This is a genomic window from Lentilactobacillus sunkii DSM 19904 (assembly GCF_001435575.1).
GTDB lineage: Bacteria > Bacillota > Bacilli > Lactobacillales > Lactobacillaceae > Lentilactobacillus > Lentilactobacillus sunkii.
The window spans coordinates 74,897-91,371 of sequence record NZ_AZEA01000001.1 but is presented as its reverse complement, the minus strand read 5'-3'; the positions used below and the strand labels follow the sequence as shown (position 1 = coordinate 91,371).

Here is a 16,475-nt window from a genome sequence, read left to right as displayed (position 1 = left end):
ATGGAAAAGCAACGAGTTGATGTGTTATTGGTCACCCAGGGATTGTTTGATACTCGAGAAAAAGCCAAACGGGCAGTGATGGCCGGTGAAATTCTGGGTGATAACGAGGAACGTTTGGATAAGCCAGGGACTAAAATCCCGGTTGATACCGATCTTCACTTGAAGGGCAAACCAATGCCTTATGTGAGTCGTGGCGGTTTGAAACTCGAAAAGGCATTAAAAGTGTTTAACTTGGATGTTACAGGCTTAACAGTTTTAGATATTGGCTCTTCAACTGGTGGATTTACAGACGTGATGCTCCAAAGTGGTGCCAAATTAAGTTATGCACTCGATGTCGGCAGCAACCAGCTGGTTTGGAAGCTTCGCGAGGATCCTCGAGTCGTTGTAATGGAGCATACTAATTTCAGATATAGTAAACTTGCAGATTTTACTCATGGACAACCAGAGTTTGCCTCAATTGATGTTTCATTTATTTCATTGGAATTAATTTTACCGCCATTAAAAAATATCATTAAGAAGAACGGTCATGTTGTTGCATTGATCAAGCCTCAGTTTGAGGCCGGAAAATCAAATGTTGGCAAGCATGGGATTGTTAAAGATCCTGCAGTGCATAAAATGGTTCTTGAAAAGATTCTGAACTTCGCAGTTGCTAATGGTTATTCGGTTCAAAACCTTGATTTTTCACCGATTAAGGGCGGTGCAGGAAATATTGAATTCCTGGTTGAACTCGAATCAGTCGACGAACCGGTGATGTCACCAAATGTTTCGATTGAAAAAGTCATTGAGAACGCTTATTCTGAATTAAAAGGATCATAATCTGTATTTTTATTCAATATACTGTTGGGGGTGTATTCATGCGCAAAAAAGAACGCCAAAGACTAATTAAACAGTTGCTTACGAGTAATAATATTCAAAGACAGGAAGATTTCGTCTCACTTCTGGATAAGCAGGGAATCAAAGTTACTCAGGCAACGGTTTCCAGAGATATCAAAGATATGCAGCTTGTTAAAGTACCATCAGTTACAGGTGGCTACCGTTACAGTCTGCCAACTCAGAAAAATATTGATACCGAAAAGAAACTTGTTCAAACCATTCGAGATTCTTTTGTGTCCGTTGATTCGCAAGACAAATTAGTGTTTATGAAAGTTCTGCCAGGAAGCGGGCCGGTGATTTCCAGCTTACTGTACCAGATGAATTACAGTGGCATTTTTGGCACCCTTGGTGATGACAATACCGTCTTAATTATTGGAAAAACCGATGAAGATGCGATAAACGTTCGCAATCAGATTAACAGCATGTTGGGAACTGATTAAAGATCATTGAGAGGTTTAATTTATGTTACTTGAATTATCAATTACCGATTTTGCAATAATTGAACATTTGGATATTGATTTTCAGGCAGGAATGACCGTTTTAACCGGTGAAACCGGCGCCGGGAAATCTATTATCATTGACGCAGTAGGACTGCTCGTTGGTGGAAGGGGCTCTCATGACCTCATTCGTACCGGTGCTTCAAAAGCCGTGATTCAAGGAAGCTTTATTCTTCATGAAGATAATCCTACATATAGTGTTTTGGACGATCTTGGAATTGATCACAGCGATAGTAATGTCATTATTGAACGGGTAATCTTTGCAAATGGCAGAAATAGCTGCCGGGTCAATGGCATTATGGTCAACATCGCAACATTGAAGCGGATTGGTGAAACAATTGTCGACATTCAAGGACAAAACGACCATCAGGAATTGATGCGGCCGGAACGTCACATTCAATTACTTGATGATTTTGCCGAGGATGAACTGACACCAATTTTAAAATCGTATCAACAACAGTACGATCAGTTCATCAGGCTGCGAAATCTCAATGAAAAAAAGCATCAAAATGAGAAAGAGTGGGCGCAAAGAGTCGATATGCTCAAGTTTCAGATTAAGGAAATTGAGGCGGCTGATCTTCACGCAAATGAAGATACTGACTTAGTTGCCGAAAGAGAACGGCTCAATAACTTTCAGAAAATTCACGATGCATTATTAGCAAGCTATGAAGGAATCAATGGTGATGAGGATGCGACAGGTTCAATTGACTCAATTGGATCGGCAATGAGCTCAATGCAGGACATCGAAGACCTTGACCCGGAATATAAACAAATTTCTGATAACCTTTCAGGCGCATTTTTTGCACTCCAGGATGTTGCGAGTCAAATTTCCGATCAACTAAGTAATTTGGAGTTTGATCAAGACCGTTTGGATCAAGTGGAGCAACGGCTGAATACAATTTATCAGTTGAAACACAAATATGGTGATTCTGTCGCTCAGATTTTGGAATATCTTGCAAAAATTAAGAAAGAACTCAAGCAAATGTCGGGGGATGCAGAAGCAAATGATGACCTCGATAATCAGCTTGCCGGGATTAAATCCGACTTGATAAAAGCTGCGACAAAAATTACCGGCATTCGCAAGAATTGGGCGCACAAACTTCAGAAAGCCGTTCATCAGCAGTTGTCGGATTTATATATGGACAAGGCCGTATTTGAAGTTAACATCCAGCAAAATCGGGCACTGAACCGTCTTGGAGCTGATCGGGTTGAATTCTACATCCAGACCAATCCCGGCGAAAAAATGCTGCCATTGGTCAAGTCAGCTTCAGGTGGTGAACTTTCCCGGATCATGTTGGCGCTAAAAACAATGTTTGCCAAAGCGGCAGGGGTTACTTCCATTATTTTTGATGAAGTAGATACTGGTGTTTCCGGCAGAGTGGCACAAGCAATTGGAAATAAAATCTATACCATTTCACAAAAATCACAAGTGTTGTGTATTACTCACTTGCCTCAAGTTGCTGCAATGAGTGATCATCATTACTTTATTGAAAAACAAATCGCGGATAATCGAACAACAACCACCATTATTGAATTGACGGCTCCTCAAAGCGTCGCAGAAATATCCAGAATGCTTTCAGGGACAACCATTACCAAGTTAACCAAGGAGCATGCCAGTGAGTTAATAAAACTGGCTGATGAAGAAAAGCAAAAGATTAGAGCATAATAAAAGGGAATCAACACTAAAACGTGCTGGTTCCCTTAATTCGATGGAAATATTAATATTTTTTAATTGCTTTAATTTCGGGTAGATTAATGATTCTGCTGAACCGATTGTCATCGGAAGTGAGTAGGTATCGATCAGCCGAAATTTTGGACAAATAACCGGATTGTTCTTCATCCTGATCAATAAATTCGATTGTAATTGGAAAGTTGTTCTCCAAAGTTTGTTTAATGAAATAGTTGATTTGGAAAGTAGGCATCTGCTTGATTTGTCGAGTATTCCGAACGATTTCAAAGAAACGGTCATAGTTGTCTTTGAAGGTTCTTGTAATTTCTGATAAGTAAGATTGTTTGTTTTGCATTTTGTTCACCCCGAACATTTGTTTGTGCTTTTATTATACGAACATTCGTTCTAAAGTGCAACCCTAAATATCATTTTTCTTAATTGGACAGCTAAAGCTTGTCAAATCGTCCAAAAAGGGCGATAATAATGGGAACTACAAATAATTGAAGGGATTTTTTCGATGGCTAAAAGAGGAATGTTGATTGTTTTGTCAGGACCGTCCGGAGTTGGTAAAGGAACGGTGCGTAAAGCGTTATTTGAGGAACCGGATGTTGATTTTGAATATTCCACTTCAATGACGACTAGAAAGCCGCGCCCTGGTGAAAAAAATGGTGTCGATTATTATTTTGTTTCTAAAGAGCAGTTCGAAGAAAATATTCAAAATGGCGAAATGCTTGAATACGCCAAGTATGTTGACAATTACTATGGAACGCCCTTAAAATATGTTAATGAAACATTGGAATCCGGCAAAGACGTTTTTCTTGAAATTGAAGTTAATGGTGCAATGCAGGTTCGTGCAAACGTTCCGGATGCTGTTTTTGTTTTCCTGACTCCACCAGATCTCATGGAACTTAAACACCGATTGGTTGGTCGGGGAACCGATAAAATGGATGTCATTAACAAACGCATTAAGAAAGCGGTCGGCGAAATCAGCATGATGCGGAATTATGATTACGCTGTGTTGAACGACAAGGTTCCTTTGGCTGTTGACCGAATCAAGTCAATTATTAGAAGCGAACGATTAAAAGTTGCTCGGGTGATGCCCGATTATGAATCAATGTTAGGAGATAAATAAAATGTTACTATACCCATCCGTTGATAAACTGTTAGATAAAATTGATTCCCGTTATTCATTAATTGCATTGGCAAGCAAACGTGCCCACGAATTGGACGCAGGTGCCAAGCCATTATTGGATAGCTACAAATCTGAAAAGTCTGTCGGCAAAGCTTTAGAAGAAGTTGCTGCCGGTGTTTTAAAGATTGATCCCAAAGCAAAAGATTTTGAATAATAGTTGAATTTGAAAGGACTGGGGCAAAACAAGCGTTTTGTCTTCAGTCCTTTTTTCACGTTGGTCATATTTGTCCGATTACCGATGTGCCAGATCAATTTTTAGGGCCCTTCTTATTTTTATCCTTGCAAGATTTGGTACAATAAAAGATGAAATCTGAAACGGGGTGGAAAAATGTTTCAAAATAAAAACGTTGCCGTTTTTGTAACTGGTAGTATTGCTGTTTACAAATCACTAACATTGGTCCGGCAGCTTGTTAAAAACCATAATCAGGTTCATGTGATCATGAGTGAAGCGGCTCAAAAGTTCGTCACGCCACTGACATTTCAAACTGTCAGCAAGAATCATGTTTTGACTAACGATTTTTCCAGCAGTGATCCATCAGTTATTCCCCACGTTCACACTGCTGATTCTGCCGATTTAGCAATTGTCGCACCGGCATCCGCAAACACGATTGCCAAGATGGCCAACGGGATTGCGGACAACGTTGTGAGTTCAACGCTGCTCACAATGGCAGTACCAGTTTTTGTCATCCCGGCAATGAATACCCATATGCTGAGCAATTTTGCAACCCAACGAAATATTAATCAGTTAAAAAACGCCGGTGTTCATGTGATGGACTCAGCAGAGGGCTTTCTTGCAGAGGGTTATTCAGGGAAGGGCAGAATGCCCGAACCTGAAGATATTCTGAACTGGGTTGATCAGAGTCTTGAGCCCATTCATGGATCCTTATCAGGCAAAAAAGTTATCGTGACTGCCGGTGGAACACGGGAACCATTGGATCCGGTTCGATATTTGACCAATCATTCATCAGGAAAAATGGGATTTGCTGTGGCGGCCGCCGCCAAACAAGCCGGCGCCGATGTGACCTTAATTGCAGCTAATCCATTTATTTCGGCTCCAAATGGCGTCCATGTCATCAATATCGAAACTGCAAATGAATTACTTAAAGCCGTTGAGGCACAGTTCGTCCATGCTGATATTTTGGTGATGGCGGCTGCAGTAGCAGATTATCGACCAGCAACCGTGTCAGATAAAAAAATCAAGAAAACAACTGATAATGAAACCATGACTTTAAAATTAGTTCGAAATCCTGATATTCTAAAGGAAATTTCTTCCATAAAGAAGCCAGGACAGGTGGTCGTGGGCTTTGCTGCGGAAACTAATGATCTCATTTCCAACGCGCAAAAAAAGATTAAATCCAAGAACTTGGATTTGATCGTGGCGAATGACGTTTCCCAGGCTGGCATCGGATTTAACGCAGATGATAACCAAGTGACATTTTTGTTTGCTGACGGCAGAAAAGATAAAACACCGGTTGAAAGCAAGAAACAGGTGGCCGCCAAGCTGGTTGAAATCATTTCAAAGGAAATTCAAAAATAAACGAAAGGAGAATCTGTCTTGCAGGTTGCTCAAGTGATTGTTGACGTGCCGGCACGCCAAACAAATAATCCGTTCAGTTATTCTATCCCGGATAATTTAGCTAATCAGATCGAGCCTGGCATGCGAGTTCAGGTTCCGTTTGGTAATCGCAAAATTACCGGTTTTGTTGTGGATATTTGCGATAACTCAAACTTTGATGGCAAGCTCAAGCCGATCAGTGATTTAATTGATTTATATCCAGTCATTAACCCAGAACTACTGAACCTCGCTGATTGGTTGGCTGACCAAACTTATTCGTTTAAAATCAGCTGTCTGCAAACCATGCTCCCAGGTGGCATGAGAACTAAGAACAAGAAAAAGTTAATCGCTAAGAATCAAGATGTGATCGAGCAACACCCAACAATTTTTCATGGCCAAAATGAAATTGAATACGACCGCGGAAATTTTGACAATAAAACGTTAGCCCAAATCCTTAACCTGCAAAAAGCAGGTGAGATTCAGGTTGAATATGACCTAACCAATCATGCTCGTCCCATCATGTTGAGGGCTTATAAAGGTGTATTGAATTCTGAACAAATTGATGAAGCCCTTAAATCAGTCAGAAAAAACGCAATTGGACAAATCAAACTTTTGAATATTTTAAAGGGTCAACCGACTGATAATCTTTTGCTGTCAAAATGGGAGTCCATGGGAGTCACCGCCTCAACGCTTAAAAACGCGGAGAAGAAGGGCTGGGTTTCCGCCACGTCAAAACGACATGTTAGAAACCCATTCTTAAGGCCGGTTGATCCAAGTAAACCTTTCAAATTACATCCTGATCAAAAAAATGCCGTTGATTCAATTAATCAAGCCATTTCGACTCAAAAAGATCAGGTCTTTCTACTCGAAGGCGTTACTGGATCCGGTAAAACTGAAGTTTACCTCCAATCGATTGCTCACGCTCTTGAAATGGGGCGGAGTGCTTTGATGCTGGTTCCAGAGATTACGTTAACCCCACAAATTGTCGGTAGAATCCGCAGTCGGTTTGGTGACCAGGTAGCGATGCTGCACAGCGCTATGTCGAATGGAGAACGGTACGATGAGTGGCAACGGATTAACACCGGCAAAGCCAAAGTCGTCGTGGGTGTTCGTTCCGCAGTATTTGCGCCATTGAAGAATATCGGATTAATTATTATGGACGAGGAGCATGACAGCAGTTATAAGCAAGCTGACAATCCCCGCTATCAAACCAGAGACGTCGCCAAATGGCGGGCAGCATACAATCATTGCCCGGTTGTTCTGGGAAGTGCCACCCCATCGTTGGAATCCCGTGCACGGGCAATGAAGGGTGTTTATACGCTTTTGAGCCTGCCACATCGAATTAACCGACATGCACTGCCACACGTTTCCATTATTGATATGAAAACGGAAATGACAAAGCATCAAAGTGTGATGTCCAACAAACTTGCAGACGCAATTCAGGTGCGTTTGGACAAACACGAACAAATCATTTTGTTGCTTAATCGACGCGGTTATTCGTCATTTTTGATGTGTCGTGATTGTGGCTACGTTCCACGATGCCCAAATTGTGATATTTCATTAACGATGCATAAAGACACCCATTCACTGAATTGCCATTATTGCGGTCATACAGAGCCCATCCCAAGAGTTTGCCCGAAGTGTCACAGCAAGCGGATTCGGGGGTATGGAACCGGAAGTCAGCAATTAGAAGAACAGGTTAGGAACATGTTTCCGACTGCCCGAGTTCTCAGAATGGATGTGGACACCACGCGAAAAAAAGGGTCTCACGAGGCGATCATTGACAAGTTTGGTGCTCACAAAGCAGACATTTTGCTGGGAACCCAAATGATCGCAAAGGGGCTTGATTTTCCCGAAGTGACCCTGGTGGGTGTATTAAATGCCGATTCTGCGCTCCAGTTCCCCGATTTCAGATCCAGTGAGCGGACATTTGAATTGTTAACCCAGGTTTCTGGCAGATCGGGTCGGGCAGATAAAACTGGTGAGGTAATCATCCAAACTTTTAATCCGGATCACTATGCAATCAAATTGGCACAAACACAAGATTATGAAAAATTTTATGCCACTGAGATGCGGGTTAGACATGAAGGTAAATATCCGCCATACTACTATACAGTTAAGCTGACCGGTAATTCGCCTAATGAGAATCAAACGGCTTCCGAAATGTTTGGGATTATGAACTTCTTAAAGAAAAATCTTTCACCAGAAGCAATTATTCTGGGTCCCACTCCAAAAACCATTACCAGAATTAACAATCATTATTACTACCAAATCATTATTAAATATCGCAGAGAGCCCAAACTCAAGCCAACTCTCGATGACATCTTAATTCAGTCTCAAAAAAAGCAGCGGCAGGGCCTTCAGATTGCGATTGATAATGAACCATTGGACTTTATGTAGTTTTGAATCACGAAAGGAAACGATTAAATTGACAACAGTTGCATTTATGGGAACGCCGCAGTTTGCCGTCCCAATTCTACAAGGATTAGTTGATAACAAATATGATATTTTGTGCGTTGTTACCCAGCCGGACCGTCCGGTTGGCCGTAAACATAAAATCTCTCAAAGCCCGGTGAAACAGGCTGCAGAAAAAAACAATATTCCGGTATTTCAACCTGAGAAGCTGAGTGGCAGCCCGGAAATGCAGCGGGTGATTGACTTTCACCCAGATTTGATTGTCACTGCGGCATATGGACAGTTTTTACCTTCTAAAATGTTGAATGCCGTTAAAGTGGCTGCGGTTAATGTTCACGGTTCACTTTTACCTAAATATCGTGGTGGGGCCCCCGTTCAATATTCAATTATGAATGGGGACAAGGAAACCGGCATTAGTCTGATCTACATGGTTAAAAAGATGGACGCCGGCGATATTTTAGCACAAAAAGCGGTTAAAATTGAAGACGATGACGATACTGAATCAATGTTTGACAAATTAAGCCTTGTCGGCAGAGACCTGTTACTCGATACATTACCCAAGGTGATTTCCGGGGATGTATCCCCAATTCCCCAAGAGGAAGATCAGGTTGTCTTCTCACCAAATATCAAACCGGAAGAAGAGGAACTTGATTTCAACAAAACTGCCTTTATGGTTAATGCGAAAATCCGGGCACTGCGTCCGGATCCGGTAGCCTATACAGTCATCAATGATAAGCGGACCAAAATCTGGAAGGCTGCCGTTGTTGATCAGCATACTGATTTACAGCCAGGATCGGTTGTCGACAAAACAAAGCACCAATTATTATTGTCTGCGGGAAAAGGAACGGTCCTTTCAATTCTGGAAATTCAACCCGCCGGCAAACCAAAGCAACAAATAACAGACTACTTAAATGGGATTGGTCAATCACTTAAAATTGGCCAACAGGTGATTAAATAAATGAAATATACAACAAACAATCCACGCCAACTTGCCGTCATGACATTGGTCAGAACCAGTAATGGCTCATATTCAAATCTTCAAATCAACGCCGTCATTCAATCTACATCAATGGGCAATGCCGATAAAGCACTGTTCACCAATATTGTTTACGGCGTTATCCAACACCGTTTGACTTTGGAATACAAATTAAAGCCATTTTTACGGGAGCCGGAAAAAACGGAAACCTGGGTCAAAGAATTACTCTACACAGCAATGTATCAGCTTGAATACCTTGACCGGGTGCCAAAGCGGGCTATCTTTGATGAAACAATCAAGATTGCCAAAGTGATGGGCCATGATGGCACAAGACGGTTTGTGACCGGTATTTTGCATCAAATGGACCGTAAGGGAACTCCCAATTTGGATGATATCCAAGATGAGAAAACCCGGTTATCAATTGAATACAGTGTTCCGACTTGGTTGGTCAGTACCCTTGAAGAACAGTTGGGCAAGTCAAAGGCTGCATCAATTCTGGCATCCCTCAATAAAGCGCCCAAACAGTCAGTTCGAGCCAACCTTGCAAAGATTTCACGGGCCGATTTACTGAATGATCTTGAAAAAGACGGCTTTGACGCTGAACCCAGCAAAGTTTCCAGTGAAGGAATTATCATTAATGACGGTCAAATCATTCACAGTGATTTCTTCAGCGACGGCTTGCTGACAATCCAAGATGAAAGTGCGATGCTGCCAGTCGAATCAATGAAAACTTCACCTTCAGACAATGTTTTGGATGCCTGCAGTGCGCCCGGTGGCAAAACGACTCAAATTGCCAGCCGCTTGGACGACGGAAAAGTTTTTGCCCTCGATATTCATAAGAACAAGTTAAAGACGGTTCAACGCAATGCAACTCGTTTAGGTGTCTATAAAAAGGTTGAAACTTTCGAGTTGGATGCCAGAAAAGTTGATTCAAAATTTGAAGATGGGATGTTTGACTCGATCTTGGTTGATGCACCATGTTCTGGTTTGGGACTGCTACGCAGGAAACCGGAAATTCGTTATGACAAAACCATTGCCGATGTTAATCGGTTGAGTGAAATTCAATTACAGATTTTAAACGCTATTTCCTCCAAAGTTAAAACTGGTGGTACTATTACATATAGTACGTGCACAATCGTTAAACAGGAGAACCAAGAAGTGGTCTCAAAATTTATTGAAGAGAACCCAAACTTTGAGATTGCCAAAACGAAGACCGATATGAATCTGAATCCCGATAGTGATATGGTTCAAATCTATCCCGACGATTATGACTCAGATGGATTCTTTGTTTGTTCCCTTATTCGGAAATCATAACGGAGTTGATTAATTTGCAAATTGCATATCAATCCTCGACTGGTAAAGTTCGTGATAAGAACGAAGACGCAGTCGGAGCATTTAAAAATAAAAGCGGCTTGGTTCTGGCACTTATAACGGACGGGATCGGCGGCAATAATGCAGGTGAGGTTGCCTCTCAGATGGTGGTGACTCACATGGGCGAGGCTTTTGAAGCAACCACGATTTCAAGCTTGGACAAAATTGAAACCTGGTTTGAAAATCAGCTTACCAAAGAAAATACGGCCATTATTGACGAGTCAAATACCGATAGTCGCCTCCATGGTATGGGGACGACAATTGTGGCAGCCCTGATTGATGGCAAACGGAGCTTAATTGCCAATATCGGCGATAGCCGCGGTTATGTGTACTCGAATGGTCAATTCACTCAGATCACTGAAGATCATTCCTACGTCAATGAGCTGGTTAAGCACGGGGATATTACCCCTGATCAGGCAAAAACCAATCCATATAAAAATATCATTACCAAGAGTTTGGGAATCAACAGTGATTCGGCTGCGGATTTTAAGCCATATACAGCCCAGCCAGGCGACCAAATCATGCTCTGCACGGATGGATTGACAAATATGGTTGATGATTCAGATATTGAAAAGATTCTGTCAATGGATGATGAATTACAGTCAAAGTGCGACATGCTGATTACCACCGCTAACGAAAATGGTGGCCTAGACAATATTACTGTCCTACTTGCCCAGTACAATTCGGAGGTGACCGCCGATGAATAAGGGCTATGTATTAAACGGCAGATACGAAATTATTGGGCGTTTAGGCGAAGGCGGAATGGCCGATGTCTATTTAGCCGAAGATCTGATTTTGAAGCGCAAGGTCGCAGTCAAGCTGCTACGTCTTGATTTTCGTGACAACCCCAAGGCTAAGAAACGATTCCAACATGAAGCCATGGCGGCTACCCAACTTGATAATCCCCACATTGTCGGCATCTACGATGTTGATGAGGTTGAAGGGATGCAGTATCTGGTCATGGAATTCGTTGACGGCGAGGACCTGAAGAAATACATCAAAGATAACTTTCCAATTCCTTACGCCGAAGTCGTCAACATTATGGAGCAGATTTGCTCTGCTGTCAGTGAAGCTCACCGGCACAATATTATTCACCGCGATTTAAAGCCACAAAATATTTTAGTCGACAAAAATGGTTATATTAAAATTACTGATTTTGGAATTTCTCGAGCGGGCAGTGAGGATACGATGACTCAGACCAGATCGATTATCGGCTCAATCCACTACTTGTCACCGGAGCAAATCAAAGGTCAAATGGCGACCGCCCGTTCAGATATCTATTCGTTGGGAATTATTTTATATGAAATTTTAACCGGTAAGGTGCCATTTAACGGCGACACGGCGGTTTCAATTGCGATCAAGCATTCACAAACACCAATGCCATCGGTTAGGGACTTTGATCCTCGGATTCCACAGGCAATGGAAAACGTTGTTTTGAAAGCAACCGCAAAAAATCCCGATGATCGATATCAGACAGTTAACGATATGGCTGCTGATTTGAATACATCTTTGGATAAATCTCGGGCAAACGAACCGCGATTTGCGGTTGAGCCACCTGAAGACACTGCTAATGAAGCAACGAGGGTCATGCCTTTTGCGCCATTGGGTGATACGACGCCTTCTGCGGATGCCAAGCCCGCTTCACGGGAACCGGAATCCACTTCTCAAGAAAATAACAACAAGAAGAAAACGCCGAAAAAGAAACGTCGCAGACGATGGCTGATCATTGGCGGCATCGCGGGAATCCTATTGATTATTCTGGCGTTTATTATGATTGCTTCTGCCAGTGGCAAGACAACCGTCCCAATCGTTTCCGGAACTTTGGAAACTGAAGCGGAGACAAAAATCCAAGACGCGGATTTAACCGTTGGAAAAGTCAAGTATCAAAGCAGTGATAAAATTGATCGTCATCGGGTCATCAGTTCCAGCCCTAAAGAAGATAAAAAGGTCAAAAAGGGGACCAAGATCAATCTGATAGTCAGTTCAGGACCTCGTATGGTTCGAGTCGGCAATTACGTTGGTCAGGAATATGATGTCGTTAAGCAAAAGCTTGAAGATGAGGGCTTCACGGTTCATAAACGAAATGCGCCATCAGGAACATTTAGATCCGGTCGAATTCTCCAACAAGATTTTCAGGCAGATAAACGTTTCAATCCAAGCACTAAAACCTTAACCTTTGTGGTTTCCACCGGGGTAAAGAGAATTACCCTCAAAGATTTAACGGGGATGACCAAATCACAAGTGGTTGCTTATTCCAATAAGGTTGAAATCAATCCAACATTTGATTACACGTATTCAAGTGACCAGCCGAAAGGTCGAGTTGTTCGTCAATCTCCAAACGCGAATGAATCAATTCAACAGGGTGGAAACGTCGCTGTCTGGATTTCGCGTGGAACCAAGAAGGACAATTCTGACGAGCTGAAGAGCTTCAACATGCGGATTACCATTCCTTACCTGCAAGATACTTCCACGGCAGCATCCAGTTCATCACTGAATGAAAGCGATGAATCCGGGGAAGAGTCATCAGATACCAATTCCGGTGGATCCAACGAAAATGTTGTCTTGATTTATTTGAAGGATCATGATCATAATTTGTCTACTGTTTATAAGCAGATGGTGATCACACAAGATACACAGGTTCTTCTGCCATTTAAGCTCTCTAACAATGAGGTCGGTAAGTACAAAGTTGTCCGTGACGGTAAAACAATTATGCGTGACAATAACGTTACTTACGATTCGCATTAATAATTACTGCAAATTAAAGTCACTTCTCTTATAATAAAAGGGAAGTGACTTTTTTATCGAGGTGATCAATTGAAAAAAGGAAAGATTTTCCAATCTTTGAGCGGTTTCTACGATGTGCATTCTGACGGCAAAGTTTATCGAACACGGGCCAGAGGGAATTTCCGCAAGCGCCAAATTACGCCATTGGTTGGGGATGATGTTGAATTCCAAGTCGAAGATGAGGACAAAGGTTACATACTGAAAATGCTGCCAAGGAAGAATTCGTTGGTCAGACCGCCGATTGCCAATATTGATCAGGCGATCGTCGCAACCGCGACAACCCAGCCGGAGTTTTCCAGCAATTTACTTGATCGACAACTCATTGCGCTTGAAATCAGTGGCATTAAACCGATTATTTATTTTACCAAAACAGATTTACTAAACGATAAACAAACCGATTATTTCAAGAAACTGGCAGCAGATTATCAAAAGATTCCCTATGACGTGATTCTCCCTGAAAAGGCGTTTGATGAAAATTCGTTGGATCATTTGCGCCAATTGTTTTCAGGTAAAGAAAATGTGATAATGGGACAGACCGGTGCTGGAAAGTCGACACTGCTTAATCATTTGGCTCCTGATTTAAAACTAGCAACCGGGGAAATTTCCACCGCATTGAATCGTGGGAAACATACGACTCGAAAAGTCGCACTGCTGCGGATTGATGACGGGTATATTGCCGATACGCCGGGATTTTCGTCTTATGACACCTTGGAGATCGATTACCGGGAACTTGGTTCCTACTTTCCTGAATTCAAACGGGCATCTGTTAAGTGCCGTTTTCGAGGATGTGCTCACGTGAACGAACCGGATTGCGAAGTTAAAAAAGAAGTTGCCGACGGTGAAATTATGCAGAGCAGATACGAAAATTATCTGCAGCTGTACACCGATATCAAAAACAGAAAACCTAATTATAAAAAGTGAGGAAGTTAGTTATGATTAAAGTTGCGCCTTCAATTTTAAGTGCCGATTATGTTAATTTACAAAAGGATATTGAAAAAGTTGATAAGGGTGGAGCAGAAGTCCTTCATATTGATATCATGGATGGCCAATTTGTACCCGCATTATCCTATGGTCCCGGCTGGGTGAAAGCAATTCGCCCAATTACCGATATGACCCTTGATGTTCATATGATGGTGACTTCGCCAGAGCGTTTTGTTGACCAATTTGCCGATGCCGGTGCCGATATTATTGGCGTCCACGTCGAAGCAACCCCACATATTCACAGAGCCCTTCAAATGATCAAAAACAAGGGTGTCAAAGCTGAAGTTGTTATTAACCCAGGTACCCCGGTTTCCGCAATCCAACCAGTCCTTTACATGGTTGACCAAGTATTGGTCATGACCGTTAATCCTGGATTTGGCGGTCAAAAGTTCCTGCCGGAAACGGTCAAGAAGATTGCTGAATTAAATGAAATCAAAAAGTCTGAAGGATTGGACTTCGATATCGAAATTGACGGTGGGGTCAACGAACACACTGTTGTTGGTGCCTATCAAGCCGGAGCTACCGTTGCTGTGGCCGGATCATACGTTTTTGACGCAGATGATCCAGTCAGCCGAATCAAAGCTATAAAGGATGCTACTAAATAAATGAAGATATTAAATCTATTGGTTGGCGGTCCGATCGACCTCTGGCCTGACAAATTGAAAAATGGGCAGGTTAAGGGTGACTGGATCGGCATCGATAGAGGAAATCTCCATTTGATTGATAAAGGAATTGATCCTTTGGTTGCCATCGGTGATTTTGATTCACTCAAGCCCGAAGAACTGCAGTTGGTTCGCAGCCATATTAAAGACATCCGCCAGTCGATCCCAGAAAAAGATGACACTGACACCCAGCTTGGACTGAAAGTCGCCTTACAGGAACACCATGCAGACCGCTTGGACATATACGGTGCAACTGGTGGTCGGCTTGATCATTTCCTTGCAAATCTGTGGATGGTCTTAGAGCCGCGCTTTACGCCATTTGCGCCGAAGATTAGAATGATTGACAAACAAAATACTATCACATTCTTTTTGCCCGGTGAGTATCAAATTACCAAGGAACCTGATAAAAAGTATTTGGCATTTGTCGCATTAACTCCGATGGAACATCTAACCTTGTACGACGAAAAGTACAAACTTGATGATTATCATGTTAAGTACCCAATGTCATTGGCAAGTAATGAGTTTGTTGGGAACACTGCCAAGTTTAAATTCGGCAGTGGTGTCATGTGCGTCATTCAGAGCAAGGATATTGACCGTTTCAATTAATAACAAAATACAAAAAACAGAGGCAACCACCAGTCCGATGACTGGTAATTGCCTCTGTTTCATTGTAATAAAAAAGATCGACTATCATCGATCCAAGTTATTACTATACACGGGTAACTTTGCCTGATTTAAGTGTTCGAGCAGAAATCCAAACCTTCTTAGGTTTGCCATCAACAAGAATCCGAACTTTTTGCAAATTTGGCTTCCAGCTGCGACGGCTTGAGTTTAAAGCGTGTGAACGTTTGTTACCAAAGTGGGTACGCTTACCGTTAATAAAATCCTTTGCCATGGGTAACAAATCTCCCTTCTCTTTGATTTTAGTGTTAAAGTCTGTTTCATTACACTAGAATAATTTATCATAGATACATTGATATTGCAATACTTTTCTTTCAAGTAATTATACTTGACAGTCCTTTGAAAAGCATGATGTTTACTTTGGTTTTTAGCGTTATTGTGGTAATATTAACTATCGTTAATAGGTAAATAGAAAATTAAGGAGGCTGCTGCACATGGCCGTCAAAATCAAAACAAGATTTGGAACAGTGGACATCGACAACAATGTTATCGCAAATGTTGTTGGCGGTGCTGCTACTGACAATTACGGTGTAGTTGGTATGGCAAGTCGCAACCAGCTAAGAGATAATGTGAACACCATTCTGAATCGTGAAAATTACTTCAAAGGGGTTGTCGTTAAACAACACGACAATGAAATTGAAATTAATGTTTATATCATCGTTGCTTACGGCAATAAAATATCAGAAATTTCCAAAAACGTTCAAGCAAAGGTTAAATATAACCTGCAAAGCATGCTTGGGGTATCTGCAAATTCGGTCAATGTAATCATTCAAGGCGTTCAGGTAATGAACGACTGATTACGCAAGTGACCAAGGAGGA

Annotated in this window: 17 protein-coding genes; 15 read left to right on the top strand and 2 right to left on the bottom strand. The window is 41.9% G+C overall.

Features of this window, described 5'->3' with window-relative positions; genetic code table 11:
- Genes FD17_RS00425 through recN form a run of 3 tightly spaced genes read left to right on the top strand, consistent with a single transcriptional unit; the run spans position 1 to position 3,036 of the window.
- The gene (locus tag FD17_RS00425) at positions 1-816 is read left to right on the top strand and encodes a TlyA family RNA methyltransferase (RefSeq protein WP_057822649.1); all 816 of its coding nucleotides are present in this window, start codon (positions 1-3) and stop codon (positions 814-816) included.
- A 38-nt stretch (positions 817-854) separates the two neighbouring features.
- A complete protein-coding gene (locus FD17_RS00420; protein WP_057822648.1) occupies positions 855-1,313 on the top strand; it encodes an arginine repressor in 459 nt (152 codons plus the stop codon).
- Between the two features lie 22 nt (positions 1,314-1,335).
- A complete protein-coding gene (recN, locus tag FD17_RS00415) occupies positions 1,336-3,036 on the top strand; it encodes a DNA repair protein RecN (protein WP_057822646.1) in 1,701 nt (566 codons plus the stop codon).
- A 52-nt stretch (positions 3,037-3,088) separates the two neighbouring features.
- On the opposite strand, the gene FD17_RS00410 is transcribed toward recN, so the two are convergent.
- Complete coding sequence (locus FD17_RS00410) at positions 3,089-3,394, bottom strand: hypothetical protein (RefSeq protein ID WP_235803149.1); 306 nt, start codon at positions 3,392-3,394, stop codon at positions 3,089-3,091.
- Positions 3,395-3,556: 162 nt separating this feature from the next.
- Here FD17_RS00410 and gmk point away from each other — a divergent pair, with 162 nt between their 5' ends.
- The 11 genes from gmk (at position 3,557) to FD17_RS00355 (ending at position 15,581) form a co-directional block, all read left to right on the top strand.
- Complete coding sequence (gmk, locus tag FD17_RS00405; RefSeq protein ID WP_057822642.1) at positions 3,557-4,171, top strand: guanylate kinase; 615 nt, start codon at positions 3,557-3,559, stop codon at positions 4,169-4,171.
- 1 nt (position 4,172) lies between these two features.
- Positions 4,173-4,385, top strand: a complete 213-nt coding sequence (rpoZ, locus tag FD17_RS00400) for a DNA-directed RNA polymerase subunit omega (protein ID WP_057822640.1) — start codon at positions 4,173-4,175, stop codon at positions 4,383-4,385.
- Between the two features lie 174 nt (positions 4,386-4,559).
- Positions 4,560-5,768, top strand: a complete 1,209-nt coding sequence (gene coaBC / locus FD17_RS00395; RefSeq protein WP_057822639.1) for a bifunctional phosphopantothenoylcysteine decarboxylase/phosphopantothenate--cysteine ligase CoaBC — start codon at positions 4,560-4,562, stop codon at positions 5,766-5,768.
- Positions 5,769-5,786: 18 nt separating this feature from the next.
- Positions 5,787-8,186, top strand: coding sequence for a primosomal protein N' (priA, locus tag FD17_RS00390; protein ID WP_057822638.1), 2,400 nt, complete (start codon positions 5,787-5,789; stop codon positions 8,184-8,186).
- A 28-nt stretch (positions 8,187-8,214) separates the two neighbouring features.
- A complete protein-coding gene (gene fmt / locus FD17_RS00385; RefSeq protein WP_057822637.1) occupies positions 8,215-9,159 on the top strand; it encodes a methionyl-tRNA formyltransferase in 945 nt (314 codons plus the stop codon).
- Positions 9,160-10,491, top strand: a complete 1,332-nt coding sequence (gene rsmB, locus FD17_RS00380; protein WP_057822636.1) for a 16S rRNA (cytosine(967)-C(5))-methyltransferase RsmB — start codon at positions 9,160-9,162, stop codon at positions 10,489-10,491.
- A gap of 14 nt (positions 10,492-10,505) precedes the next feature.
- On the top strand, positions 10,506-11,255 hold the full coding sequence (locus FD17_RS00375) for a Stp1/IreP family PP2C-type Ser/Thr phosphatase (protein ID WP_057822635.1): 750 nt from the start codon (positions 10,506-10,508) through the stop codon (positions 11,253-11,255).
- Positions 11,248-13,293: a Stk1 family PASTA domain-containing Ser/Thr kinase gene (gene pknB, locus FD17_RS00370; protein ID WP_057822634.1), complete on the top strand. Its 2,046-nt coding sequence runs from the start codon at positions 11,248-11,250 to the stop codon at positions 13,291-13,293. Before FD17_RS00375 ends, pknB begins: the two co-directional genes overlap by 8 nt.
- Positions 13,294-13,362: 69 nt before the next feature.
- Positions 13,363-14,253 (top strand): ribosome small subunit-dependent GTPase A, encoded by an 891-nt coding sequence (gene rsgA, locus FD17_RS00365; protein ID WP_057822633.1) that lies wholly within the window; start codon positions 13,363-13,365, stop codon positions 14,251-14,253.
- 11 nt (positions 14,254-14,264) lie between these two features.
- A complete protein-coding gene (gene rpe / locus FD17_RS00360; RefSeq protein ID WP_057822632.1) occupies positions 14,265-14,918 on the top strand; it encodes a ribulose-phosphate 3-epimerase in 654 nt (217 codons plus the stop codon).
- On the top strand, positions 14,919-15,581 hold the full coding sequence (locus FD17_RS00355) for a thiamine diphosphokinase (protein ID WP_057822631.1): 663 nt from the start codon (positions 14,919-14,921) through the stop codon (positions 15,579-15,581).
- Positions 15,582-15,684: 103 nt separating this feature from the next.
- Here FD17_RS00355 and rpmB read toward each other — a convergent pair whose 3' ends face one another.
- A complete protein-coding gene (gene rpmB, locus FD17_RS00350) occupies positions 15,685-15,870 on the bottom strand; it encodes a 50S ribosomal protein L28 (protein ID WP_008856832.1) in 186 nt (61 codons plus the stop codon).
- A gap of 220 nt (positions 15,871-16,090) precedes the next feature.
- On the opposite strand from rpmB, the gene FD17_RS00345 reads away from it, so the two are divergent.
- Positions 16,091-16,453, top strand: a complete 363-nt coding sequence (locus FD17_RS00345; RefSeq protein WP_057822630.1) for an Asp23/Gls24 family envelope stress response protein — start codon at positions 16,091-16,093, stop codon at positions 16,451-16,453.
- Positions 16,454-16,475 lie beyond the last annotated feature (22 nt).

Bases quoted from the DNA above. Each gene is read 5' to 3' on its own strand.
- rpe (WP_057822632.1), top strand. From the start codon at position 14,265: ATGATTAAAGTTGCGCCTTCAATTTTAAGTGCCGATTATGTTAATTTA.
- FD17_RS00355 (WP_057822631.1), top strand. From the start codon at position 14,919: ATGAAGATATTAAATCTATTGGTTGGCGGTCCGATCGACCTCTGGCCT.
- rpmB (WP_008856832.1), bottom strand. From the start codon at position 15,870: ATGGCAAAGGATTTTATTAACGGTAAGCGTACCCACTTTGGTAACAAA.
- gmk (WP_057822642.1), top strand. From the start codon at position 3,557: ATGGCTAAAAGAGGAATGTTGATTGTTTTGTCAGGACCGTCCGGAGTT.
- rsmB (WP_057822636.1), top strand. From the start codon at position 9,160: ATGAAATATACAACAAACAATCCACGCCAACTTGCCGTCATGACATTG.
- pknB (WP_057822634.1), top strand. From the start codon at position 11,248: ATGAATAAGGGCTATGTATTAAACGGCAGATACGAAATTATTGGGCGT.
- FD17_RS00420 (WP_057822648.1), top strand. From the start codon at position 855: ATGCGCAAAAAAGAACGCCAAAGACTAATTAAACAGTTGCTTACGAGT.
- FD17_RS00410 (WP_235803149.1), bottom strand. From the start codon at position 3,394: ATGCAAAACAAACAATCTTACTTATCAGAAATTACAAGAACCTTCAAA.
- FD17_RS00425 (WP_057822649.1), top strand. From the start codon at position 1: ATGGAAAAGCAACGAGTTGATGTGTTATTGGTCACCCAGGGATTGTTT.
- coaBC (WP_057822639.1), top strand. From the start codon at position 4,560: ATGTTTCAAAATAAAAACGTTGCCGTTTTTGTAACTGGTAGTATTGCT.
- recN (WP_057822646.1), top strand. From the start codon at position 1,336: ATGTTACTTGAATTATCAATTACCGATTTTGCAATAATTGAACATTTG.
- rpoZ (WP_057822640.1), top strand. From the start codon at position 4,173: ATGTTACTATACCCATCCGTTGATAAACTGTTAGATAAAATTGATTCC.
- FD17_RS00345 (WP_057822630.1), top strand. From the start codon at position 16,091: ATGGCCGTCAAAATCAAAACAAGATTTGGAACAGTGGACATCGACAAC.